18 protein-coding genes and 1 tRNA gene are annotated in these 24826 nt (G+C 68.4%); 12 read left to right on the top strand and 7 right to left on the bottom strand.

Annotated elements, in window-relative coordinates; translation table 11 throughout:
• Positions 1-82: 82 nt before the first annotated feature.
• Positions 83-505, top strand: coding sequence for a YciI family protein (locus tag AC5JJ2_RS18150; RefSeq protein ID WP_495859435.1), 423 nt, complete (start codon positions 83-85; stop codon positions 503-505).
• Positions 506-588: 83 nt separating this feature from the next.
• Complete coding sequence (locus tag AC5JJ2_RS18145) at positions 589-1086, top strand: ATP-dependent Clp protease adaptor ClpS (RefSeq protein ID WP_495859434.1); 498 nt, start codon at positions 589-591, stop codon at positions 1084-1086.
• Between the two features lie 11 nt (positions 1087-1097).
• Here AC5JJ2_RS18145 and AC5JJ2_RS18140 read toward each other — a convergent pair.
• Positions 1098-1184, bottom strand: a tRNA-Ser gene (locus AC5JJ2_RS18140).
• Between the two features lie 251 nt (positions 1185-1435).
• On the opposite strand from AC5JJ2_RS18140, the gene rpsO reads away from it, so the two are divergent.
• From rpsO to AC5JJ2_RS18110, 6 genes are all read left to right on the top strand, one after another.
• Positions 1436-1705: a 30S ribosomal protein S15 gene (gene rpsO, locus AC5JJ2_RS18135; RefSeq protein ID WP_495859433.1), complete on the top strand. Its 270-nt coding sequence runs from the start codon at positions 1436-1438 to the stop codon at positions 1703-1705.
• 122 nt (positions 1706-1827) lie between these two features.
• Positions 1828-4089, top strand: a complete 2262-nt coding sequence (pnp, locus tag AC5JJ2_RS18130; protein WP_495859432.1) for a polyribonucleotide nucleotidyltransferase — start codon at positions 1828-1830, stop codon at positions 4087-4089.
• Positions 4090-4314: 225 nt separating this feature from the next.
• A complete protein-coding gene (locus AC5JJ2_RS18125) occupies positions 4315-5388 on the top strand; it encodes a zinc ribbon domain-containing protein (protein WP_495859431.1) in 1074 nt (357 codons plus the stop codon).
• Between the two features lie 9 nt (positions 5389-5397).
• Positions 5398-6282 (top strand): DUF1559 family PulG-like putative transporter, encoded by an 885-nt coding sequence (locus AC5JJ2_RS18120; RefSeq protein WP_495859430.1) that lies wholly within the window; start codon positions 5398-5400, stop codon positions 6280-6282.
• A 166-nt stretch (positions 6283-6448) separates the two neighbouring features.
• Complete coding sequence (locus AC5JJ2_RS18115; RefSeq protein ID WP_495859429.1) at positions 6449-7039, top strand: peroxiredoxin; 591 nt, start codon at positions 6449-6451, stop codon at positions 7037-7039.
• A 229-nt stretch (positions 7040-7268) separates the two neighbouring features.
• On the top strand, positions 7269-10475 hold the full coding sequence (locus AC5JJ2_RS18110) for a WD40/YVTN/BNR-like repeat-containing protein (RefSeq protein ID WP_495859428.1): 3207 nt from the start codon (positions 7269-7271) through the stop codon (positions 10473-10475).
• Between the two features lie 90 nt (positions 10476-10565).
• Here AC5JJ2_RS18110 and AC5JJ2_RS18105 read toward each other — a convergent pair whose 3' ends face one another.
• Both AC5JJ2_RS18105 and AC5JJ2_RS18100 read right to left on the bottom strand, forming a co-directional pair.
• Complete coding sequence (locus AC5JJ2_RS18105) at positions 10566-12233, bottom strand: TIGR02996 domain-containing protein (protein WP_495859427.1); 1668 nt, start codon at positions 12231-12233, stop codon at positions 10566-10568.
• Positions 12233-13501: an efflux RND transporter periplasmic adaptor subunit gene (locus tag AC5JJ2_RS18100; RefSeq protein ID WP_495859426.1), complete on the bottom strand. Its 1269-nt coding sequence runs from the start codon at positions 13499-13501 to the stop codon at positions 12233-12235. The genes AC5JJ2_RS18105 and AC5JJ2_RS18100 overlap by 1 nt, the downstream gene beginning before the upstream one ends.
• Positions 13502-13583: 82 nt before the next feature.
• Between AC5JJ2_RS18100 and AC5JJ2_RS18095 the strand changes: the two genes are divergently transcribed.
• Entirely contained in the window at positions 13584-14204 is a 621-nt protein-coding gene (locus AC5JJ2_RS18095; protein WP_495859425.1) for a transposase, read from the top strand.
• 23 nt (positions 14205-14227) lie between these two features.
• Here the strand turns inward: AC5JJ2_RS18095 and topA are convergent, their stop codons facing one another.
• Entirely contained in the window at positions 14228-17140 is a 2913-nt protein-coding gene (gene topA, locus AC5JJ2_RS18090; RefSeq protein ID WP_495859424.1) for a type I DNA topoisomerase, read from the bottom strand.
• A 166-nt stretch (positions 17141-17306) separates the two neighbouring features.
• Between topA and AC5JJ2_RS18085 the strand changes: the two genes are divergently transcribed.
• Entirely contained in the window at positions 17307-20030 is a 2724-nt protein-coding gene (locus AC5JJ2_RS18085) for a hypothetical protein (protein ID WP_495859423.1), read from the top strand.
• Between the two features lie 94 nt (positions 20031-20124).
• Here AC5JJ2_RS18085 and AC5JJ2_RS18080 read toward each other — a convergent pair whose 3' ends face one another.
• The gene (locus AC5JJ2_RS18080; RefSeq protein ID WP_495859422.1) at positions 20125-20682 is read right to left on the bottom strand and encodes a sugar O-acetyltransferase; all 558 of its coding nucleotides are present in this window, start codon (positions 20680-20682) and stop codon (positions 20125-20127) included.
• 210 nt (positions 20683-20892) lie between these two features.
• Between AC5JJ2_RS18080 and AC5JJ2_RS18075 the strand changes: the two genes are divergently transcribed.
• On the top strand, positions 20893-21741 hold the full coding sequence (locus tag AC5JJ2_RS18075; protein WP_495859421.1) for a DUF429 domain-containing protein: 849 nt from the start codon (positions 20893-20895) through the stop codon (positions 21739-21741).
• Between the two features lie 106 nt (positions 21742-21847).
• Here AC5JJ2_RS18075 and AC5JJ2_RS18070 read toward each other — a convergent pair whose 3' ends face one another.
• Positions 21848-22465 (bottom strand): sulfite oxidase-like oxidoreductase, encoded by a 618-nt coding sequence (locus tag AC5JJ2_RS18070; RefSeq protein ID WP_495859420.1) that lies wholly within the window; start codon positions 22463-22465, stop codon positions 21848-21850.
• 202 nt (positions 22466-22667) lie between these two features.
• On the opposite strand from AC5JJ2_RS18070, the gene AC5JJ2_RS18065 reads away from it, so the two are divergent.
• Entirely contained in the window at positions 22668-23396 is a 729-nt protein-coding gene (locus AC5JJ2_RS18065; protein ID WP_495859419.1) for a lipoate--protein ligase family protein, read from the top strand.
• Between the two features lie 3 nt (positions 23397-23399).
• Here AC5JJ2_RS18065 and AC5JJ2_RS18060 read toward each other — a convergent pair whose 3' ends face one another.
• The gene (locus AC5JJ2_RS18060) at positions 23400-24656 is read right to left on the bottom strand and encodes a hypothetical protein (RefSeq protein ID WP_495859418.1); all 1257 of its coding nucleotides are present in this window, start codon (positions 24654-24656) and stop codon (positions 23400-23402) included.
• Between the last annotated feature and the right edge of the window lie 170 nt (positions 24657-24826).

Here is a 24826-nt window from a genome sequence, read left to right as displayed (position 1 = left end):
CGTGTTGGTACAAGCCGACCCCTTCCCGGCCGCGTGGGCGGACGGGTTCCGGGCCGGGACAAACTGATCGGAGGGCGAAGCGATGCGCGTCATGGTGCTGGTCAAGGCGAGTGCGGAGTCCGAGGCGGGCGTGATGCCGGGGCAGGACCTGCTGGCGGCGATGGGGGCGTTCAACGAGGAACTGGTCAAGGCCGGCGTGATGCTCGCCGGGGAGGGGCTGCACCCCACGTCGAGGGCCAAGCGGGTCCGGTTCGCCGGGGCCGACCGGACGGTGATCGACGGCCCGTTCGCCGAGACGAAGGAACTGGTCGCCGGGTTCTGGCTGTGGCAGGTGACGTCGATGGACGAGGCGATCGCGTGGCTGAAGAAGGCCCCGTTCGACGGCGGGACGGAGATCGAGGTCCGGCCGGTGTTCGAGCCCGAAGATTTCGGCGAGGCCCTCACGCCCGACCTCCGCGAACAGGAGGACCGACTCCGCGCCGAGGTCGCGGCGCGGAAGGGGTGACGCCGGCGGCGGGGCGGACGGGCCGGCGGCGCGTACACTGGTTGCGTCCGCCGCGGCGCGGGCCGGTCCGGGGGTTGACGCCGATGACGTTCCGCCAACTGTTCGTGGCCGTCGGGTTGCTGCTCGTCGTCGCGGGCATCGCCACCGTCAACTGGCCGCCGGTCGTCTGGGAGCCCGGCGAGTACACGCGGATGGGCCTGGTCGCCGTCGGCCTGCTCGTGTCCGCCGCGACCGCCATCGAAACCGGCAAGGGTCTGAACGTCCCGCCGGTCCTCGGCGAGCGGCCGTACCGCGACGACGAGTGCGGCCTCGTACTCCACAACGACGAGACGCACGGCTACGCGTACGTGATCCAGCTGCTTCGGGACGAGTTCGGGTTCGGCCTGACGGACGCCTTCGTGGTGACGGATCGGATCAGCAAGACCGGCCGGGCCGTCGTCCACGTGGGGTCGTGGGGGGACTGCGAGGAGCGGCGGCGGGCGGTCGAGCTGGCCGGGCCGGACCCGGCACTGCCGGCGTCCACCGGCCCGCTCGTCGCGACGGTCGAGCGGATGGCCGACCTGTGGCCGGCACGGGGCTGACCGCGAGGGAGCGGAGAGTGTGGGATTCGAACCCACGGTAAGGTTTCCCCTACGGAAGTTTTCAAGACTTCTGCCTTAAACCGCTCGGCCAACTCTCCGCACACAGTGTAGCGGAACCCCGACCCCGGTAGAAGCTGCTCGGGGCCGGAAATCGCGGTCGCGACTGGTCAGGCGATGCCACTTCGGATAGGATTCTTGTTTCCGCCACGCCGACTGTGAATTCCCGCCGGCCCCTTGTCGGGTCGGTGTCGGCCGATACACTCGACCGGAGTGTAATTGTCTTAAGTTCAGCTACCGTGAGCAGGAGCGACGCGGCGGAGGTAGAACAGAGAGAAAGAGGACCGGATCGATGGCGATTACGAAGGACCGCAAGACCGAACTCATCAACCAATTCCGGCGCGGGGACTCGGACACCGGGTCGCCCGAGGTGCAGATCGCGATTCTCACGGCTCGCATCAACGAGCTGACCGAGCACATGCGCACGCACTCCAAGGACTTCGCCAGCCGCCGCGGGTTGTTGAAGATGGTCAGTCAGCGGGCGGGCTTGCTAACGTATCTGCGGGAAACCGACCGGGAACGGTATCTGCAAGTCATCGGCAAGCTCGGCCTCCGGAAGTAACTTCCCCCGAGACAACCCTTCGCGTCGCCGTCAGCCGCCGGGAACGTACCTGGGCGGCTGTCTCCGTTTCACCCCGTCGCCGCCCACCGAAGCTCACCATTCCGAACGAAAGGGTCCGAACAGTGCCTGTCACACGCGTCGAAAAGCAAATCGGCCACGCCACGCTCGTCATCGAAACCGGCAAACTCGCCAAGCAGGCCCACGGGGCCGTCACCGTCCAGTACGGGGACACCATGGTCCTCGTCGCCGCCACCCAGGGCGGCGTCATCCCCGGCCGCGACTTCTTCCCGCTCACCGTCGATTACCGCGAGCGGACCTACGCCGCCGGCAAGTTCCCCGGCGGGTTCATCAAGCGGGAAACCCGGCCGAGCACGAAGGAAACGCTCGTCTCCCGGCTCATCGACCGCCCCATCCGCCCGCTGTTCCCGGCCGACTTCCTGAACGAAGTGCAGGTGATGGCTAGCGCCCTCGCGTTCGACCAGGAGAACGACCCGGACATGCTCGCGATGGTCGGCGCGTCCGCGGCCCTGCACGTCTCCCCGATCCCGTTCACCGCGCCGATCGCCGGGGTGCGGGTCGGCCGCGTCGGCGGGCAGTTGATCGTGAACCCGACCGCCACGCAGATGGAGGAGAGCGACCTCGACCTCATCGTCGCCGGGACGAAGGAGGCGATCACGATGATCGAGGGGTTCGCCCGCGAGATGCCGGAACAGGAGATGGGCGACGCGATCATGTTCGCCCACAAGCAGATCGTCGAGATCATCGGGCTGATCGAGGAGCTGCGGACGAAGGCCGGCCTCGCGAAGAAGGAACTACCCCCGCCGCCGGCCGCGAACCCGCTGATCGACGAGCTGCACAAGAAGTACGGGGCCGAGTTCCGCAAGCGGTATCTGACGGAAGGCAAGCTGGCCCGGTACGCGGCGCTCGACGAGTTCAAGGCGCAGATCAAGAAGGAGTACGCCCCGGAGGGCGAGGCCGAGCCGAAGTACAAGCCGGAGCAAGTGTCCGCCGCGGTGTCCGCGTTGCGGGAGAAAATCTTCCGCGAGATCACGCTCAGCGGCACGCGGATCGACGGCCGCCCGGCGAAGCAAATTCGTCCGCTGTGGTGCGAGGTCGGTAGCGTCCCCCGCGTCCACGGGTCGGCCGTGTTCCAGCGGGGCGAGACGCAGGCGCTGGTCATCGCCACCCTCGGCACGATGCAGGACGAGCAGAAGGTGGACGGCCTGCTGCCGGAGTACAGCAAGAAGTTCATGCTCGACTACAACTTCCCGCCGTTCAGCGTCGGCGAGTGCAAGCCGATCCGCGGGCCGGGCCGCCGGGAGATCGGCCACGGGATGCTGGCCGAGCGTAGCCTGAAGGCCGTGATGCCGCCCCCGACGAAGTTCCCGTACACGGTACGGCTCGTGTCCGAGATTCTCGAATCGAACGGCTCGTCGTCGATGGCCTCGGTGTGCGGCGGGACGCTGGCGCTCATGGACGCCGGCGTGCCGATCCGGCAGCCGGTCGCCGGCATCAGCATCGGCCTGGTCATGGAGAAGGACCAGCACGTCCTCATCACCGACATCCAGGGGGACGAGGACCACTACGGCGACATGGACTTCAAGATCGCCGGCACGCAGAACGGCATCACCGGCATCCAGCTCGACATCAAACTCGACGGCATCAACGAGCAGATCGTCCGCGGGGCGCTCGAGCAGGCGAAGGACGCCCGCCGGGAAATCCTCCGCACGCTGCTGAAGACGCTCATCTCGCCGCGGAAGGAGATCAGCATCAACGCGCCGCGGCTGCTCACGGTGAAGATCAACCCGGAGAAGATCGGGTTGCTGATCGGCCCCGGCGGGAAGACGATCCGCGCCATCCAGGAGGAGACGGGCGCGAAGCTCGACGTGGACAACGACGGCACGGTGCAGATCGCGCACAGCGACGCGACCGGGGCCGAGGAAGCGAAGCGGCGGGTGGAAGCCCTCTGCGAGGAAGTGAAGGTCGGCAAGGTGTACGACGGGAAGGTGTCGAGCATCAAGGACTTCGGCGCGTTCATCGAGATCATGCCGGGCCGGGACGGGCTGTGCCACATCAGCGAACTGGCCCACGGGTACGTCGGCCGCGTGGACGACGTGGTGCGGGTCGGCGACAAGGTGCAGGTGAAGGTGATCGCCATCGACGACCAGGACCGGGTGAAGCTGTCGCGAAAGGTACTGCTCCCGCCCCCGCCGCCGCGGGAAGGCGGCGAGGAGGGCGACGACGCCAGCGGCCGCCCGCCGCGGGAAGACCGCGGGGATCGCGGCGACCGGGGCGAGCGCCGGGACCGCGGCGACCGCCGGGAGCGGAGCGACCGCGGCGGGGATCGGGGCGGCGACCGCGGCGGCTTCCGCGACCGGGATTGATCGGCCCCCAGGCCGAGACGCAAACCTGAAAGGGGCGGCAGTTTCTGCCGCCCCTCGTTCGTTCATTCCGCCTTGACCCCGCGCCCGGTTCGCAAACCCGGCCACGATAAGGGTCGGGTGGGTCGCGCCGAAGGAATCGGGAAAAACTCCAACGCCCCCACGCCCCCGCAGTTGAGTATGATGGGACGTGGACCCCCTCCACCCTTCCGACTCGCGAGAACTCCCGTGCCGTTCGTCGCCACCTGTCTGCACTGCCGCGCGTCCAAGTTCCGCGTGCCGTCGAAGAAGCGCGGCACGTTCATGACTTGCCCCAAGTGTTCGCACGACTTCATGCTCGTCCCGACCGGGTCGGACGTGCCGCTCGTCGATTACCGGCCGGTCGAACTCGACGACGACGCGGACGAGTCGGTCGAGCCGCCGGCCCGCGACGAGTCGCCGACCGAGCCGCAGGCGATCGAGACGGCGGAAACGCAACCGGTCGAGCAACCCCCGCTTCCCACCCCGACGACGGAGCCGGTCGTCGTCGCGTCGGCCCCGCCGCCGGCGACGGACTACGCGCTACGGACGGCCCTCGTCGGCCTCGGGTTCTTCGGCGCGAGCATGATCGCCAGTCAGTTCCCCTACGGCCGTTGGGTCGCCGCGCCGCTGGCCGTGATCGGCTTCATCATCGCCGGGCTGAGCCTCCTCGGATTGGAAAAGCTGCGGGCCGTCGGGTGGGCCGGCGTCGGGCTGAACGGGCTGGCGTTCCTGCTCGTCGTCGCGTTCCCGGCGTGGCTCGGCCTGTCCGGCTGGACGCCGGCCTCCGACCCGGAGACGGCCCCGAAGCCGGTGACGGCCGTAGGCCGCGACGGCAGCCTACCGAAGGCCGCGGACTGGGTGGACGCCGGCCAGGCCGTGTGGGAACAAGGCGACACGCGGGTCGCCGTCACGACCGTGTCGGTCGGTTCCCTCGACGCTACCGGGGGTGTCAAGCCGCCGGAGAAGAAGAAGGAACGGGCGCTGCGGATCGGGTTGAAGATCACGAACGTCGGCGTCGCGCGGGCGATCCCCTTCGCCGGGTGGTCCGTGCCGCCGGCCGCGGAGCCGAAGCTCACGACCGCGGGCGGCGTTGCCGTGAAGCCGCTCCCGTCGCCGGCGGAAAAGGCGATGGTCTACCCAGGCAAGTCGGTCGAAACCGTGTTGCTGTTCGTCCCGCCGGAGAAGCCGGACGACCTCCGGCTCGAACTCCCGGCCGAGGCGTTCGGCGGGACCGACCCGGTCCGCGTCACCATTCCCAAGGCCATGATCGGCGGACGCTAGAGAACCACCATGAAGAACCGTCACCCCCTCCCCCGGCGGGCGTTCACGCTGATCGAGCTGTTGGTCGTCATCGCCATCATCTCGACGCTCATCGGCCTACTCCTGCCGGCCGTGCAGAAGGCCCGCGAGGCGGCCGCCCGCATTTCGTGCGCGAACAACCTAAAGCAGCTCGGGCTGGCGATGCACAACTACGAGTCCACCCTCGGCCGGCTGCCGCCGACCCGCACCCGGATCGGCGGGCCGACGTGGGCCGTCCACGTCCTGCCGCAGATGGAACAGGACAACCTGTACCGCCAGTGGAACATGGGCCTGAGCTACTACCAGCAGAACTCCATCGCCCGGACGACGGCCGTGCGGAACTACTTCTGCCCGTCCCGGCGGACGGCGGCGGACAGCCACTTCGGGAGCGTGGCCGGGGACGTGCCGAGCGACCCGACGTGGGCCGGCACGACGCACCTGCCGGGGGCGCTGAGCGACTACGCCGTCGTCGTCGATCCCTACGGCACGGATTCGCCGACGGAGACCGGCCCCGGCAACCGCGGGGCGTTCCAGCTCGGCGTCGGGTTCCGCCTCATGGACTTCCCGGACGGGATGAGCAACACGTTCATGCTGGGAGAAAAGCACGTCCCGGAGGGGAAGGCCGGGTACGGGTGGTGGGACTGCTCGACGTACAACGGCGACTACTACCAGTGCTCCGGCCGGGCGGCGTCGCGGCTGTACGGGATCACGACGAACCCCCGCGACACCGGCTGGAAGTTCGGCAGCCGGCACTCGCAGGTCGTGCTGTTCTGCTTCGCCGACGGCCACGTCCAGAACATGCCGGAGATGACCGACCCGTTCATCCTGGAGCTGCTCAGCATGCGGAGCGACGGCCAGGTGGTCCCGGTCTACTGAGCCTCCCCGACTCCTCACGCGCCGGCCCGACGGTCCCCGTCGGGCCGGTCGGCGTTTCCCCCGGAATCGCCGCCCCGGACTGGTTCCGGTTCGGCGGGATGCCTAATCATTTCAGTACGGCCCGCGGCGGGGGTTCGCGGGCGGCCCGTTCCTTGAGGTAGATTCAATGCCGGTTCACGTTCAGAAGGAAGCGCCCGACTTCACGGCGACGGCCGTGGTCAACGAGGAGTTCAAGAGCGTCAAGCTCTCCGACTATAAGGGCAAGAGCTACGTCGTCCTGTTCTTCTACCCGCTCGACTTCACGTTCGTCTGCCCGACCGAGATCATCGCGTTCAGCGACCGGATCGAGGATTTCAAGAAGCGGGGGTGCGAGGTCGTCGGCGTGTCCGTGGACAGCGAGTTCAGCCACCTGGCGTGGATCAAGATGGCCCGCGCCGAGGGCGGCCTGGGCGAGCTGAAGTACCCGCTCGTCGCGGACCTGACGAAGAAGATCAGCCAGGACTACGGCGTGCTACTCGACGGCGGCGTCGCGCTGCGGGGGCTGTTCCTCATCGACAAGGCGGGGGTCATCCGCCACATCACGATCAACGACCTGCCGCTCGGCCGGAGCGTGGACGAGGCGATCCGGGTGCTGGACGCGCTGCAGTTCTTCGAAAAGAACGGCGAGGTCTGCCCGGCCGATTGGAAGCCGGGCAAGGCGACCATCAAGCCGGGGGTGAAGGAGTCGAAGGAATACTTCCAGAAGGCGGGGAAGTAGGCGAAGGCTGTTTTGTAGGGCGGGTCAAGGCTCTGCGCCGACCCGCCGGGGTTACTGTCACCGACGGCGGGTCGGCGCAGAGCCTTGACCCGCCCTACAAGGGTTCCGGTTGTACCGGCCGCGCGACCCGCGCCGCCGGAACTTCCGGCTCACGTCCGATTACTTCCCCAATTCGCCCGGTCTAAGATAACCGCATCTCTCCGCGATCAACCCCGTCGAGATCATCCCCATGCCGTGCCGAAGCTGGTCCGCGCTCGCGCTCGTCTTCTCGCTCGTCTTTCCCTCATTCGCCGAAGAGCCGAAATCGCCGCCGGAGTTCGCCGCGGTGAAGTACCGGCTGGTCGGCCCCTACGCCGGCGGGCGGGTCAGCCGGGCGTGCGGCGTGCCGGGCGACCCGCTGACGTACTACGCCGCGACCGCGTCCGGCGGCGTGTGGAAGTCCGCCGACGGCGGGCTGAGCTGGAAGCCGATCTTCGACGACCAGCCGACTGCCAGCATCGGCAGCATCGCCGTCGCCGCGAGCGACCCGAACGTCGTGTACGTCGGGACCGGCGAGGCGAACATCCGCGGCAACGTGTCGCCGGGGGCCGGCTTGTTCAAGAGCGACGACGCCGGCAAGACGTGGAAGCACGTCTGGAAGCAGGTCGGGCAGATCGGCGCGGTTACTGTCCACCCAACGAACGCGGACGTGTGTTTCGCCGCCGTCCTCGGCCACGCCTTCGGCCCGAACCCGGAGCGCGGCGTCTACCGCACGAAGAACGGCGGCAAGACGTGGGAGCGGGTGCTGTTCAAGAACGACGAGACCGGCTGCTCGGACGTGGCCATCGACCCGAACAACCCGCGGGTGGTCTTCGCCGGCTTCTGGCAGACGCGGCGGCGGCCGTGGGAGATGACCAGCGGCGGCCCCGGCAGCGACCTGTACGTGTCTCGCGACGGCGGTGACACTTGGGTGTCACTCAAGAACGCGGTGACGAAGGACGGGAAGAAGAACGGCCTGCCGAGCGGCCTCTGGGGCAAGGTCGGGGTCGCCGTCGCGCCGTCGGTCTCCTCGCGGGTGTACGCGCTGGTCGAAGCGGAGAAGGGCGGCCTCTTCCGGTCCGACGACGGCGGCGAGACGTGGAGTCTGAGCAGCGACGACCGCACCCTCCGCCAGCGGGCGTGGTACTACAGCACGCTCACCGTCCACCCCACGAACGCGGACGTGCTGTTCGCCCCGAACGTGCCGCTGCTCAAGAGCATCAACGGCGGCAGCTCCTTCAAGCCGGTCCGCGGGCCGCACCACGGCGACCACCACGACCTGTGGATCGACCCGAAGAACCCGAGCCGGATGATCTGCGCCAACGACGGCGGCGTGGACATCTCGACCGACGGCGGGAAGACGTGGTTCGCCCCGCCGCTGCCGATCACGCAGTTCTACCACGTCCACGCGGACAACGCCGTGCCGTACCGCGTCATGGGGTGCATGCAGGACCTCGGCAGCGCGAGCGGGCCGAGCAACAGCCTGAAGGGCGGCATCGGACTCGGCGACTGGCACTCCGTCGGCGGCGGCGAGGCCGGGCACTGCGTCACCGACCCGAAAGACCCGAACGTCGTGTACGCCGGCGAGTACGGCGGCATCATGACGAGGTACGACCACCGCACGCGGCAGGCCCGCAACATCACCGTCAACCAGTGGAACCCCAGCGGCATCGACCCGGCGAAGCACAAGTACCGGTTCCAGTGGACCGCCCCGATTCTCGTGTCGCAGCACACCGGCGCGGTCTACCACGCCGGGAACTTCCTGTTCCGCACCACGGACAACGGCGCGACGTGGGAGAAGGTGTCGCCGGACCTGACCCGCGACGACAAGCAGAAGCAGCAGTGGAGCGGCGGGCCGATCACCGGCGACAACACCGGGGCGGAAACGTACTGCACGATCTTCGCGCTCGCCGAGTCGCCGAAGGAGAAGGGCCTGATGTGGGCCGGCAGCGACGACGGCCGCGTGCATCTGACTCGCGACGACTGCAAGACCTGGACGGACGTGACGAAGAACGTGCCGGAACTGCCGGACTGGGGGACGGTGACGTGCATCGAGGCGTCGCCGCACGACGCGGGCACGGCGTTCCTCGTCGTGGACAACCACCGCATGGACGACTACCGGCCGCACGTCTGGAAGACGACCGATTTTGGCGCGACGTGGGCGAAGATCGCGGACGGGCTGGACCCCGGCACGCACGCGAAGGCCGTCCGCGAAGACCCGACGAAGAAGGGCCAGCTCTACCTCGGCACGGAGCGCGGTGTCATGCTCTCGACCGACGCCGGCAAGTCGTGGCGGCCGCTGCAACTGAACCTGCCGACCGTGCCTGTCCACGACTTGCAGGTGAAGGGCGACGACCTCGTCGTCGGCACGCACGGCCGCAGCATCTGGATTCTCGACGACCTCGCCGCCGTCCGCGGCTGGTCCGATTCGCTGAAGGAGAAGCCGGTCCACCTGTACGCCGCGACGACTTCGACGAAGTGGGCCGGCGGCGGCGGGAACGTGTCGAGCCACCTCCGCGGCAGCACGGCCCGCGACCCGGAGTCCGGCGCGGCCGTCTGGTTCCACTTCGCAAAGGAGCCGAAGGGCGAGGTCAAGCTCGAAGTGCTGAACGCCGACGGGAAGCTGGTCGCGAAGGCGAGCGGCAAGGCGGACGCGGACGAGAAGGACGACGACGACGAGGACGGGCAGGAGAAGAAGGACCGCAAGCTGCCGGTGAAGGCGGGGCTGAACAAGTTCGTGTGGGACTTCACGCACGACGGGGCGGCGACCATCCCCGGCGCGAAGGTGGACGCCGGCAACCCCGGCATGGGCGTCCCCGTGTCGCCGGGGAAGTTCACGGTGAAGCTGACCGTCGGCGGCGAGACGCAGACGACGACCGTGGAGGTGAAGCCCGACCCGCGGCTCGACGCGAAGCTGTTCACGACGGATCAGGAGACGCTCGCGCTGAAGGTCCGTGACCGGATCGACGCGCTGACGGAGGCGGTGCTGCGGATTCGCGTACTTCAGAAGCAGATCACTCTCCGCAAGGAGTTGCTGAAGGACAACGCGGCCGCCAAGGACCTGTTGAAGGCCGAGGCCGAGTATGCGAAGAGGCTGACGGCCGTGGAGGAGAAGCTGCACAACCCGAAGGCGAAGATCGTGTACGACATCTTCGCCGCCCGCGGCGGGGCGATGCTGTACTCGCAGTTGACGTGGCTGCTCGGCAACGTGACCGACGGCGACGGCCCGCCGACGAAGGCCCAGCGGGAGCTGGCCGACGAGTTGGGGAAGCAGTTGGCGGCGCACCTGTCGGAGTTCGAAGGGCTGACGACGGCCGAGTTCAAGAAGCTGGCCGAGGCGGCGAAGAAGGCCGACGTGCCGGAGTTGTACCTTCCGCCGGCGAAGAAGAAGGCCGACGGGCTGGACGTGCGGAAGTGAGGTTTCATCTATATAGCCGCCGGCTTGCCGGCGGGGTTTAGGGGTCGCAAAACCCCGCCGGCAAGCCGGCGGCTATATAACGTTGGCCACTCAATCCCGCGGCAACCGGACGACGAACGGTAAATCCGTCGCGTAGAACCTCGCCCGCACGGCCTTCGGCAGCTTGTTGTCCTGCAAGTCCAGGTAGCGGAGGCCCGGCAGCGCCCCGGCTTTCAGGAACCCCTCGGCCGCCTTCGTCACGCCGTTGTTCTCCAGGTTCAGCGACCGCAGATTGCCCAGGTGCGGCGACGCGAGCAGCACCTTCACCCCGGCGTCGCCGATCTTGCAGTCGCACAGCCCGAGCCGCGACAGGCTCGCGAACGCCGGGTTCGCGGCCAGCGCTTTCGCGCCGGACGGGCCGACGGGCCAATTCATCAGGTCGAGCGCCCGCAGCCCCGGCAGTTCGACCTTCGCTAAGAACTCGGCCACGTCCGCCTCGGTCGCCCGCCGCTTCAGGTACGACCCCAAGTGCAGCGTCGTCAGGTTCGGGAACCGCGTGCCGAACGCGAGCAGGCCCTTCTTGCCGAAGGCGTTGTCGCCGAGGTACAGCCTGCGGATCGTGACGGCGACGGGATGAGTCGCGAGGGCGAGGACGCCCTTGTCACCGATCTGATGCGAGCTGACGTCGAGGGACAACAGTTGCTCGAACCACGGGCAACGCGAGAGCTGCGCGAACTCGGCGTTCTTCATGCCCCCGCGTGACCCGTCGAGCACCCGGAGGTGCGGGAGCTTGGCCTTCGCGTAGGCACCGAGGGCGTGGGCATCGGGCGCGAGACTGCCGATCAGTCGGCCGAGCGCCGGGAACGCCCGCCCCGTCAACCCGGACCGCGCGAGGTGCTCGCCTTGGGGCAGTTCCAGGGTGTGTAGGTGCGGCAACTTGGCGAGGCCGTCGAGAAGCGGTTTCGACTCCTTGAACGACAGCCAGTTGCTCTCGTAGTGGCGGAGGCGTTGGAACAAGGGACCGGCAACGAGCCGCCGTACGTCGGCGGCCGTCCCGCCGAAGCCCTGGAGGAAGAGTCGCCGGACGCCCGCCAGCGCGTCCGCCTGCGCCAACAACTTGAGCGACCTAGCGGGCACACCCCCGTGCAGTCGGAACTGTCGAAGGTTGCGGGTTGCCGTGCCGCTCGCAAGGGCGTCGAACACCGCCTCGTGGTCGTCACGCGACAGGTAACTAAAGCCCAGCGTCAGCCCGGTAAACTCCTGAAAGGCGGGATGATTCAACAAGTCGCCCAACAGGCCGGAGGGCAGGTTACCCACGCTCAGGGCGCGGAGGGTGGTGGCGGCCACGAGCTTCGGTAGGTGTTTCAGAAAGACGGCGAACTCCTCGGGCGTCGGGATCGGTGGCCCCGGCCGGCCGAGCGGCGTCGTGTGGTCGACCAGGTATGGGAAGCCACGCTCGAACCGGCCGCGGGCGACTTCGGAACCGGTGTAGGCGCTGGCGGTGAAGTGCGTCTGCTCGTCCAGCTCCTTCGGAACGTCGGGGAAGCCGACGTAGCCCGCCTGCAAGATTTCGCACAGCTCGGTCTGCCGCTCGGTCAGGTCGATCCACTCCTCGTCCGCGGGCGACACCTCGTGCAGCCGGCACTGGATGCGGATGAACTCGGCCCGCACGTCGTCGCCGTGCTCGTCCAGCCAGTCGGCGTACACCAGCCGCGGCACGTCCGAGTGCGCGTCCGCGATCACGGCCGCCTCCAGCGCGGGGTTCGACTGGAACGGCATTACTTCGCGTCCAGGAGTTTGAGCTGGTCGTCCGGCACGCGGACCGGTACGCCGTCGTCGAGCGCCTCCGCCCCACGCTGCACCACCCACTGGCCCGGCGACAGCCCGGCCTTCACCTCGACCCAGCCCGGCGACCGCGCCCCCGGCTCGATCCGGCGGGACTTCGCCACCCACTCGGCCTGGCCGTCCTTGCCCGGCCGCTTCTCGACGACGAACACGAGGAACCCGCGTTCCGTCGCCCGGACCGACTCTTCGGGAACCACGACGGCGTCCGGCGTGCTCTCGTAGGGGAACCGGATGCGGGCGGTGAAGCCGGGCTTGAGCGCCGCGAAGTGCGGGTCGGTCCCGTCGATGCGGGCCTTGCACTCGAACATGTGCGTCGTCGGGTCGGCGACCGTGCTCATGTAGAAGATTTGCCCGCGGAACGTCCGCCGCGGCAGCGACGGCACGCTGAACTCCGGGTCGTACCCGCTCGGCACTTGGTTCGCCTCGACGAGCAGCCGCGACGCGACGCCGCCCCACCCGCCGTCGGCCCCGGCGAGCGCGGCGGCGATGCTTCTCGCCGCGACGACCTTCGGCCGCTGCTCCATCCGGTCGCGGATGAGCGGGGCGACCGACTCCGGCACGAACCCGACGACGCGGATCTCGCTCAGGTCGGCGATCGTGCCGATGACGGTCTCCTCCTTCACGTAGCTGCCGGGGGTGATCTTCTTCTGGTTCATCTGCCCGCGGTACGGGGCCGGCACGGACGACCGGTTGAGGTTGTGCTTCGCGAGCTTGAGGTTCGACTTCGCGACGAAGAACTGGGCCTCGGCTTGTTTCATCATCTCGTCCGTCTGCCGCCGCTCGGCCTCGGAGAACCCGCCGCCCTTCGACCGGTCGGACACGTCCTTGGCGCGGTCGTAGTTCGCCTTCGCCGCGGCCTCGGACGACACGGCCGCGTCGTAGGCGGTCGTGTACTTCTCCTGGTCGATCTTCACCAGCGGCGTCTTGCTCGCCGGGGCGACCACGTCGCCTTCCTCGAACAGGACCGCGTCCACGACGCCGGACACGCCGGCGGCGATCTCCGTCGTCTGCTTCGCCTCCAGCGCGCCGACCTGCTCGACGGTGGCGACGATGATCTTCTGCTGCGTGCGGGTCAGCTCGACCGGGCGGCGGAGGTTGACCTTCGACACCGGCGTCTGGTTGCCGACGGTCGCTGTGGGCAGCCCCTTCTTGCCGCACCCGAGGGCGACGGCGAACAGCAGCGCGAGCGCGATCGGACGCATGGGGGCACTCCGGGATAAACACTTGAACAGGCCGGGCGGGCGGGTATGCTTGGGGTCGGAGTTGATCTTACAGGAGAACGCGATGCAGGGGAAACGTCCGGTGCTGGCGTACCACCTGATCGTGAGCGCGTACGGGTTCTGGCTGCCGAACGACCCGCGGGGGTCGTGGTCGGAGGTCGTGCGGAACCCGGACCTGCACGAGTTCGGACCCGCGACCAAGGTGACGACGCACCGGTCGGTCGCCCGCGTGCCGCACGACCGCAAGCGGCGGCTGGCGGCGAAGAAGAAGTTGAAGTACCCGCCCGTGTTGTTCAACGGCGTGCAGGCCCGCGCGATCATGCGGGGCGTCGGCGTGTACGTCGAGAAGTCGAACGCGACGATGTGGGCCGCGTCCGTGATGCCGGACCACTTCCACCTCGTGGTGGCGCGGCATACTTACGACATCGAGTACGTGGCGAACTTGCTGAAGGGGGACGCGACGAAGCAGCTCGTCGGCGAGTGCGTCCACCCGTTCTTGAAGCACCAGGAAGAAGACGGGACCGTTCCGTGTTGCTTCGGGCGGAAGTGGTGGGTGGTGTACCTGTTCGACGAGGAGGCGATCCTACGGACGATCCGGTACGTCGAGAACAACCCGATCGGCGCCGGGTTCAAACCGCAGGCGTGGCCGTTCGTCGTGCCGTACCCGACGCGACGACCCGTTTAGCGTGCGACCCGACGGGTCGCACGCTAAACGGGCGCGGCTTCGGTTTCCGCTTTTTGAATCTGCTCCTCGAGCGCCGGCGACACCTTCTTCGTCCCCTTGCACTTCGGGTACTTCAAGCACCCCAGGAAGTACCGGCCGCCGAACCGCGACTTCTGCAACCGCATCGGCCCCTCGCACTCGGGGCACGTGTCCGCGATCTCGACCTTCGGCATCTCCTTCTTCGGCGGCGGGGCCGGAATCTGGTCCTTGAGCTGTTCCTTCAACTCGGCCGTCAGCGCCTTCGCGTTGCGGCACTTCGGGTAGGCCGTACACGCCAGGAACGGGCCGCGGGGGCCGCGCTTGATCGTCATCGGGGACTGACACTTGTCGCACTTGATGCCGGTGTCCACCGGCTTCGCCGGCGTGCCGTCCGGCCCCACGTCCACGATGTTCTTGCACTTCGGGTAGGCCGTGCAGCCGAAGAACGGCCCGCGGCTGCCCTCCCGCTTCACCATCGGCGAGCCGCACTTCTCGCACTTGTACTCCGTCTCGATCGCCGACAGCACCGGCACGCCGTCCGGGCCGAAGTTCATCGTCGTCTTGCACTCCGGGTAGCCGGAGCAGCCGAGGAACGGGCCGGTCTTGCCGACCCGCTTCAGCATGAACTTGCCGCACTTCGGGCACGGGATGTCCGTCACCTCCGGCTCGACGACGCCGACGATGTACCGGCACGGGTTCGTCTCGTCCGCGTAGCCGCTGCACCCGACGAACGGCTTCTTCGTCTTGCGGCTGATGAGTTCCAACAGCGGCCGGCCGCACTTCGGGCACTTCTCGCCCGTCTCGATCCCGCCGCGGCGCTGCGGCATCTCGCCCTTCGCCGTTTCGAGTTCCTTCGCGAAGCTGCCCCAGAACTCGTTCAGCACGTCCTCGTACTGGAACTTGCGGGTTTCGATGTCATCGAGTTCTTCCTCGAAGTGGCTCGTGAACTTGTAGTCCATGATCTTCGGGAAGTGCGCTTTCAGCAGTTCCGTGACGACCTTGCCGAGGCCGGTCGCGAAGAACCGGCGGTCCTTCACGGTCACGTACCCGCGGTCCTGGATCGTCTGGATGATGCTCGCGTACGTGCTCGGCCGGCCGATGCCCTCCTCTTCCAACTCTCGCACCAGGGACCCGTCGTTGAACCGCGGCGGCGGCTGCGTGAAGTGCTGCGTGCCGAACAGGTCGAGCTTCGTTAGCGGTTGCTTTTCCGCGAGCGGCGGCAGCTCCGTGTCCTCCCGCTTGCCCGGCGGAAGCACCTTCAAGAAGCCGTCGAACTTCAGGATGCGCCCCGTGGTGCGGAACAGCCCCGGCCCGGCCGCGATGTCCACCTTCGTTACGGCGAAGATCGCCGAAGTCATCTGGCTGGCGACGAACCGGTTGTAGATGAGCGTGTACAGCCGCAACTGGTCGCCGGCGAGGCCGAGCGACTGCGCCCGCTGCGGGGTCATGCCCACGTCCGTCGGCCGGACGCACTCGTGCGCCTCTTGGGCCGACTTGCCGGTCTTGTAGAAGTTCGGCTTCTCGGGCAGATACCGGGGGCCGAACTTCTCCTGGATGTGCCCCCGGACGGCGTTGAGCGCGTCGCCGGAGATGCGGGTGCTGTCCGTCCGCATGTACGTGATGAGCGCGGTCGGCCCGAGGCCGGACAGCTCCACCCCTTCGTAGAGGCGCTGGGCCGTGTCCATCGTCCGCTTCGCGGTAAATCGCAGCCGCTGGTTCGCGTCCTGCTGCATCGTGCTGGTCGTGAACGGGGCCTTCGGCTTCTGCTGCTGGTCCTTCTGCTCGACCTTCGTGACGACGAACGGCTTGCCGGCCAGTTCCTTCAGCACGGCGTCGATGTCCGCCTCGGACTTCAGCGCGGCGTCGGCGTCGTTCCACTTCGCGAGTTCCGCCAGGAACGCCCCGACCGGCGGCGCGGGGATGCCGGACTTCTCTTCCTCTTCCTCATGGTGTTCCGCCTCCGCACCCTCCGCCGGCTTCGCGTCCGGGGCCGGTTCCGGCTTCTCGACCTTCTTCTTCGCGAAAATCTTGCTCTTGGCCGGGTTCGCCTTCCACGTCACGCCGCTGCCGTCCGGCGTCAGCAGCGCCGTCAGCTTCCAGTACTCCTCGCTCTTGAACGCCTCAATCTCCAGTTCCCGCTCGACGATCAGCCGCACGGCCACGGACTGCACGCGGCCGGCGCTCAGGCCGTACTGCACCTTCTCGCCCAGCAGGTTCGAGAGCGGGAACCCGACGACCCGGTCCATCGCCCGCCGCGCTTCCTGCGCCTTCACGCGATCCATGTTGATCGCTTCCGGGTGGGCCAGCGCGTTCTGGATGGCCGACTTCGTGATCTCCTGGAACGTGATCCGGTACGTCGTCGCCGGGTCGAGTTGCAACTCGTCGGCGATGTGCCACGCGATCGCCTCCCCCTCGCGGTCGGGGTCGCTCGCCAGCAGGACGCGGTTCGCCTTCGACGCGGCCGCCTGCAACTCGTCGAGGATTTCGCGCTGCGTGCGGCGGCCGCGGCGGACCTTGTTCTTGCTGCCCGCGTCCACGACGTACCGCAGCTTCCAGCCGTCCGAGATGTTGATGCCCTGCACTTCCTCGTCCTTCACGCCCTTCTTGTTGGTGGCGAGGTCGCGGACGTGGCCGTAGCTGGCGAGCACCTTGTAGTTGCTGCCGAGGTACTTGTTGATCGTCTTCGCCTTCGCCGGCGACTCGACGATGACGAGGTCGTACTTCCGCCCGCCGCCGGTCGCGGGGGGCGTGCCGTTCGCGGCGGCCGCCTTCGTGCGGGTCCGCCGCGCGGCCGCCGGCTCCACGCCCGTCGGCACTTGCGCACTCTCGACCGCGGCCTTCTTCGTCGGCTTCTTGACGGGGGCCTTCTTGGCGGTCGGCTTCTTCTCGGCCGCGGGCTTCTTGCGGGGGGTAGGCACCGGCGTCACTCCGTATCTTGCTGTTGTTACGACCCGCGCATTTCGTACAATCGTAGGTCCAGGGCAAAGGAAAAACTCCCTCACCTGTAGTACAGCGATATACACGCCGTCAAGCCGGTAGCCAACAACACGGCCCGGCCCCGCGGTCGTAACTTGAGGCACGGCAATGGCCTACAATCCCTTCGATTTCTTCCGCCGGAACCAAAAGACGGCGTTCGCGGCCCTGACGATCTTCGTGATGTTCACCTTCGTCCTGTCGTTCGGGCAGGGCGACTTCTTCCAGTGGATCCCCGGCTGGCTCGGCAGCTTCAAGAACCGCGGCAAGGAAGTCCTGGCCGTGGTGGACGGCCGCAAGGTGTACGACGCCGACCTCGCCCAGATCGAGGACAACCGCACGCTCGCGAACCAGTTCATGGTCGAGATGCACGGCCGCATCTCGCAGCAGCTCGACGAGTACCTCCGGGAGAACGTCAAGACCGCCGGCAAGGCCGCGCAGGACGCGCTGCAAGACTTCCTCCGCGTGCGGCCCAACTACCTCGACATGCGGCTCATCCAGCTCTACCAGCAAAACAACATTCCGCTGTCGCAGAACACGATCCAGGAGATGCAGCAGACCAACCGGCAGCGGGTGCAGATGCAGATCCGCGGGCTGATGGGCGCGCCGACCGCGAGTTCGGCCGACCAGGACCTGGCGAAGGCGGCGACCGACCTGATGCGGCTGGACGAACTCGGCGACCTCATCACGCGGGTCGGGTACTTCTACGAGGTCGGCGGCAGCCGCGGCCGCGCCGCCACGAACGAGGACCGGCTGGAGTTCGACCTGTGGCTCCGCAAGGCGGACAAGCTCGGCATCGGCATCCGGCCGGACGACGCCCCGGCGATGGTGAAGGAGGAGTTCGGCAACCAGCTCACGGCCGAGTTGTGGAACGCCGTCGAGAAGGGGTTCGGCGCGAAGACGAACTTCAGCCGGGCCAAGCTGCTGGCCGCCCTGGCCGACGAGTTCAAGGTCCGCACCGCGTTCCGGATCGTGATGGGCCAGGGGCCGCCGGCGGCCCCGGCGTACGACGTGTTCAAGTTCTACAAGGAGCAGACGGACGCCGCGACGTACGCGCTCATGAGTGTGCCGGCGGAAAACTTCCTGGACAAGGTGACGGCGCAGCCGACCGAGGCCGAGCTGCGGGAGCTGTTCGACAAGTACAAGAACGTCGAGCCGGACCCGATGAAGGAGACCCCCGGCTTCCGGGAGCCGCGGAAGTTGAAGCTCGGGTGGCTGGAGGTGACCGGGACCGAGCCGTACTTCAAGAAGCTCGGCGAGGACGCGTTCAAGCTGAACGAGGCCGGCGTCCGGCTGGCGGCGTTGAACTTCGGGGCGATGTCGCCGTTCACGGCCCCGGTCGCGCTGACGTTCCCGGACCCGCAGTTGCAGGCCGCCTACGCCGGGTATCGGGACCGGTTCGAGTTCCAGCTCACCAACCAGTGGGAGTCGCCGAGCGACCCGCGGATGCTGGACAACAGCATCGTCCGGCCGCAGGTCGTGGCGGCCGGGCTGGCCACGCTCGTCGGGTCGCACCTGACGAACGGCACCCCGGCGTCCGTGTTCGTGATGATGAAGGAACGGGCGATGCAGTTCGAGCGGAACGACCGCGCCCGCGTGCTGGCGATCCTCCTATCGCCGGGGACGGCGGCCGGGTCGAACGCCCTCGGCGACGTGCTGGCCGCCGGGGCGGCGATGCCGAAGCCGCTGCCGCTGCCGGTCGTCCGGGACGAGTTGCTCGCCGACGTGAAGAAGAACGTGACGCGGACGCAGGCCGAGAAGGACCTGGCGGCGTTCACGACCGAACTTACCCGGCTCGGGGCGAAGAAGGACAAGTCGGACGCGCGTAGCTACGTGGACAAGTACGTGGCCGAGCGGGGCCTGAAGGCCGGCGGCTCGACCGCGTTCCACGACCAGTACTCGATGGGCGACGACCCAGGCCTCGCCGTGCTGGCCGAGAAGAAGGAGCGGGGCCACGGGCTGAGCGACGTGCCGATCCCGTTCGGCCCGCGGTTCTTCCAGGGCGCGTCCCGCGACGGTCGCAACGCGCTGAGCTTCTACGACCCGCAGCCGTACCCGGACGCGAACGCGATGACCGGCGCGCCGGTGTCGCTGCGGGACGGCGAGCCGACGTACCTGGTGTGGCGGACGGACGTTGAGGAGGCGAAGACGCCCCGCGAGTTCAAGGACGCGCGGGCGAAGGTCGAGGCCGCGTGGCGGCGGGCGAAGGCCCGCGAGTTGGCCAAGCAGGCGGCCGAGGCGCTGAAGGCGCGGATCGACGAGCGGGTCAAGGCCGAGGGCGCGGAGAACCAGATGACGAAGCTCAGCATGATCGCGCGGGACGCCCACGCCAAGTTCGAGCAGGAGAAGTACGGCAACGACCCCGCGGCGATGGGGCGGTCCCGGTATTTCATCATCGACAAGGTCGCCCCGATCCGGCTGGAGCGGCCGTCCCCGTTCGACGTGCAGGCCCGCAGCGAGCAGGCCGTGCCGTTCGGGTTGCAGCACCTCTTGAAGAAGGATTTGCTGTACCCGACCGAGAAGATGATGACGGACCTGCTGGAGGCGAAGGACAAGCCGCTCGGCACGACGCTGCTGGAGGCGAACCGGCCGAACGACATCTACTACGTGACGATGCTGCTGGACCGCGACCGGTCGGACCTGGAGATCTTCCGGGCGAAGAACATCCTGGACGGGATGGCCCCGTCCCAGATGTCGAACGCGATCCGCGGCGAGAACCAGCGGGAGGCGTTCCGCAAGCAGCGGGAAACGGTGCTGGCGCTGTTGAAGGCCGAGTTCAAGGTCACGAACGAGAGTGAGAAGCTGAAGGAGAAGGCCGGCGGGTCCGGCGAGTGACGTTCCCGGCGAGCCGAACGCCGTAAGGCGTCGGGTGAGTGTACTACACTCACCCGACGCCTTACGGCGTTCGGCTCGCCGGGCGTTTCAGCCCCTACTCCGCGATCGTCTTCACGACCCGGCACGGGTTCCCGACGGCGACGACGCCGTCGGGGATGTCCTTCGTCACGACGCTGCCCGCGCCGATGACCGTCCGCGACCCGATCGTCACGCCGGGGCAGATGATCGTGCCGCCGCCGACCCACACGTCCGACCCGATGACCACCGGCTTGCCGAACTCCTGCGTCCGCCGCAGGGCCGCGTTCAGCGGGTGCGTGGCCGCGTAGATTTGCACCGCCGGGCCGAAGAACGCGAAGTCGCCGATCGTCACCTCGCACACGTCCAGGATGACGCAGTTGAAGTTGAAGTAGACCCGCTCGCCGAGCCGGACGTTCGACCCGTAGTCGCAAAAGAACGGGGGTTGCAGCCAGACGGTGTCGCCGCCGCGGGCGAACAGCTGCGTCGTGATCTCCCGGCGGCGGTCCTGCTCCCGCTCGCGGGTGGCGTTGAAGTCCCAGCACAGGTCGCGGGCACGTTCGCGGGCCTGCACCAACTCCGGGTCGAGCGCGTCGTACAGTTCCCCGGCGATCATCTTCTCGCGTTCGGTCCGCATCGGCTCCTCCCCTTCTACGAAACGATGGCCGGTTTTGTGGAACCCTGAGCGGAAGCGACGGGGTGTGGGTCAGTGTCCCTCACCCCGTCGCTTCCGCTCAGGGTTCCACAAGACAGTCGCGATTGTGACCGCCACGCTACGGCCATGACGGTCGGAAGCGTTCAACCGACCTCCCCAACCACCCCTCCCACGAGTACGCTCAACTCTCCCATGCAACTGCCATACTTCGAGCGGTTCTACGGCGTCGATTTCAGCGGCGCGAGGAAGGCCGGCGACAACATCTGGGTCGCCGAACTCATCCCCGCGCGCCACCGGTTCAAATTGACCGACCTCCGATCGATAGCCGCGTACTGTGGCACGGCCGACCGCGAGCCGGCGCTGCGGTACCTCGTCGAACTCGTGCGATCCTCGGACGCCGCCCTGTGGGGGTTCGACTTCCCGTTCGGGCTGCCGGTCGAGTTGTTCCCCCGCGGGACGCCGTGGGCCGACCAGTTCGCGTTCCTCGCCGCGTGGGAGGAGGACGCCTACGGGTGCGGCCTCGAGTGCGTCCGCCGCGCCACGAAGCTCGTCCGCCGCAAGCACATTCTGCGGGCGTCGGACGCGGAGGCCCGCACGCCGTTCGACACGTTCCACTACCGCATCATCTTCCAGACGTTCTTCGGGATGCGGGATGTCGTGAACCCCCTCCGCCGCTCGCCGGGGACGGCCGTGCTGCCGTTCCAGTACCGGAAGCTGTCGCGGGCGCGGCGGGTCGTCGTCGAGTGCTGCCCCGGCTCCGTGCTGAAGCGGGTGCGGGTGCCGCACCAGAACTACAAGCAGCCGGCCGGCGGGCCGCTCACGCCGCTCCGCCGACGGACGCGGCACGCCATCCTCGACTGGCTACGGGGCGGGGTAGACATCGCGCCGGCGTTCCAACGGATCATGATGCGGAACCCCGGCGGGGACGCGCTGGACGCGGTGATCGCGGCCGTCGGCGCGGCGCGGGCGGTGGCCGCCGCCGACCACCGGGCCATCGCCCGCCACCCCCGCTACCGGCACGAGGGCCACTTGTACGTGTGACCCCTGGGACCGCGGGCGTCCCGCCCGCCACGGCCCCCGCCGCGCAAGACAGGTTCCAGAAGCCGGGAAGGTGGGCGGGCGGGACGCCCGCGGTCCCAGGGAAGAATCACCCCTCCGGCCGGAACCGCTCCTCGGCCCACGGGTCGCCGCGCATGTGGTAGCCGCCGTTCTCCCACCGCTCCCAGAAGCCGGGGCGATCCTCGGTCATGAACTCCACGCCCCGCACCCACTTCGCGCTCTTCCAGGCGTACAGCTTCGGCACGACCAGCCGGACCGGGTAGCCGTGGTCCGGCGTCAGGTCCTGGGCGTCGTGCTTCAACGCGAACAGGCAGTCGTCGCCGAAGAAGTCGGCGATCGGCAGGTTCGTCGAGAACCCGTACTCGCAGTGGACCATCACGAACTTGGCTTCCGGCGACACGGTGACGTGCTTGAGCAGCTCCCGCGTGGCGACGCCCTCCCACAGGTTGTCGAGCTTGCTCCATCGCGTGACGCAGTGCATGTCCGCGTGGACTCGCACCCGCGGCAGCTTCGCGAACTCGTCCCAGGTGAACCGCGCCAGCGGCGACACGAGCGGGGCCGGGAAGATTGTGAAGTCCCAGGCCGCCGGGTCGAACGGCGGGACCTCGCCGGCGTGGAGGATCGGCCACTTGACCGTCCGCACCTGCCGCGGCGGGATGCGCTCCTCCCGCGTGGTGTCGGCCGAGGCTATCACGTCGTCGGTCATCGTCCTGACTCCGAGGAAAGGCAGGTCCGTCGGTTCTATTCTAACGGAGGGACATAGTAGTAGGCACACTCCGTGTGCCGTCCGCGGAATCGAGTCTTCGAGATTCCGCGAAACCTGCCCGCCCGCAAAAGCTTCCGCGAATTCTCGAAGACACGAATTCGCGAAGACGGCACACGGAGTGTGCCTACTACTCTGGTGAACCATGCCGACCGTCCGCCAGTTGCCGCCGCTCACCGCCCCCGGCCCGGAGCAGATGGCCCGCGACGAGGCGATGCTTCACGCCGCGGCCGACGGCGGCGTCGCGTCGTTCCGATTCTACCACTGGTCGGAGGCGACGCTCAGCCTTGGGTACTTCCAGTCGAAAATGGCCGTGGACCGCGACCTGCCGTGGGTGCGGCGGGCGTCCGGCGGGGCGGCCATCCTGCACCACACCCCGCACGAGGTCACGTACTCGCTGGCGCTACCGGCCGCGGCCGCGACGATCCCGGCCGGCGACTCGTGGATTTGCCGCGTGCATCACGTCCTCCGCGACTGGCTGAAGACGCAGGGCGTGAACGCACACGCCGTCGTCTGCGGCGAGGAGAAGAAGCTCGACGACTTCCTTTGCTTCCTTCACCACACGCCCGGCGACCTGTTGGTGAACGGGGCGAAGGTCGTCGGCAGCGCGCAGCGGAAGCTCCGCGGCGCATTGTTGCAGCACGGCACGATCCTGCTCTCGCAGAGCCGCCACGGGCCGGAATTGCCGGGCGTCGCGGAGCTGTCCGGGCGGGTCGTGCCGGTCGTCGATTTGATGCCCGGCTTCCGCGACGGGTTACGGGACGCGTTCGGGTGGCAGTTTCAGGCCGGCGACTGGACGGCGGACGAGGTGGCGCTCGCGAAGCGGATCGAGGCGGAGAAGTACCGGTCGCCCGAGTGGAACGACCGGCGGTAGGGGTCAGCGGGCCTTCGCCAGGACGACCATCGCCGGCTTCCCGCCGGGGCCGAGCGTGCAGAGCTGGTCGAACCCGAACGCCTGGACCACCTTCACCAGCGCCTCCGCCTCCGGGCGGGAGCCGGCCGGGAACAGCAGTTGGTTGTTCGCGGTCGCCACGTACCACTTCTGGTTCGCTTCTTGCACCCGCAGCCCGTTCGGGTCGAACCGCGGGCCGAGCGTGTGCAGCGGCAGGTTCCGCGGGGCCTGGCCGTTCGACAGGTAGAACGTGACGCCGGCCGTGCCGAACTTGCAGAACTCCGTAAGCCGGGCGTCGCGGACGACCCGCACGGCGTCGCGGGCGGTGTAGTCGTCCATCCCGAACCGCGCGAGCACCTCCCGGCCGCTGGCGAGGACGATCTCGCCGCCCTCCGTCCGGGCCTCGACCTTCCGCGGGTCGATCTTCGTCATCTCGCCGGCGTACTCGGCCTTCGCCGGGTCCACGAACTTCCGCTCCCCGAGCGGCCCGACCGCCGGGAGCGGGATGCCGGTACGGGTCATCGCGTCGGCTTGCATCTTGAACGTCACGTTGGCCGGGAGGCTCACCGGCGGCGGGGCGGGCTTCGGGTCGCCGGGGCGGTTGAACGCGGACGCCCGCGCGACGGCCAGGGCCAGTTCCTCGTCCTGCCGGGTGAAGAATGTCATCACGGCGTCCTTCCGGCCGACCGTGCCGATGCGGTTGAACCCGTACTTCCGCGCGACGGCGAGCGCCTGCTCCGCGTCCTGCCGGTGGAGGCCGAAGTTGAGGAACAGGTTGCCGGCGTCCCGCAGGCACCACATGCCGCGGACCCGCTCGACCTTCAGCGTCTTCGGGTCCATCGCGACGAACGTGCGGGCGAACCCGGCCACCTGCGGGGCGACGAGGTTCTGGTCCTTGTCCGGCGTCAGCCCGTACTCGACGACGACGCGGTCGGTGCCGATCCGCCCCCACCGTTGCGGGTAGAGTTCGCGGATCGTGCGGGCCACGTCGTTGGCGTCGTCGGCGGCGTCGCCGAACGTGCGGAAGAGTTTGTCGTTCGCCCAGAGTTGCCACGCACCGGTGACCCGCTTCACGGACAACGTCTTCGGGTCGATCTCCTCCAGGTTCTCCGGCCGCGGCAGGTTCACCACCTCCGCGGCCTTCGCCAGCGCCGTCGGCGGCAGCGGCAGCGGCGGGGCCTGGGCCGTGGCCGGCGCGAAGCTGGCGAAGAACGCGAAGGCGGCGAAGCGGCGGTTCAGCATCGGTCGGTCTCCGGGGCATCGAGAATGATCGGCAACGACGGGAACGGAATGAAGGGCGATTCGCGGGGAGCCGTTCTTATATAGCCGCCGGAGATCACCGCGTGCGATTGGTACCCCCCCAGCAGTTGCCCCACAAGCGCGCCGCCGAACCGCCCTCCACGCCGGTCCTC

It is taken from the genome of Limnoglobus sp., assembly GCF_059499385.1.
The sequence above is the reverse complement of the archived record's forward strand: the minus strand, read 5'-3'. Positions and strand labels throughout refer to the sequence as shown.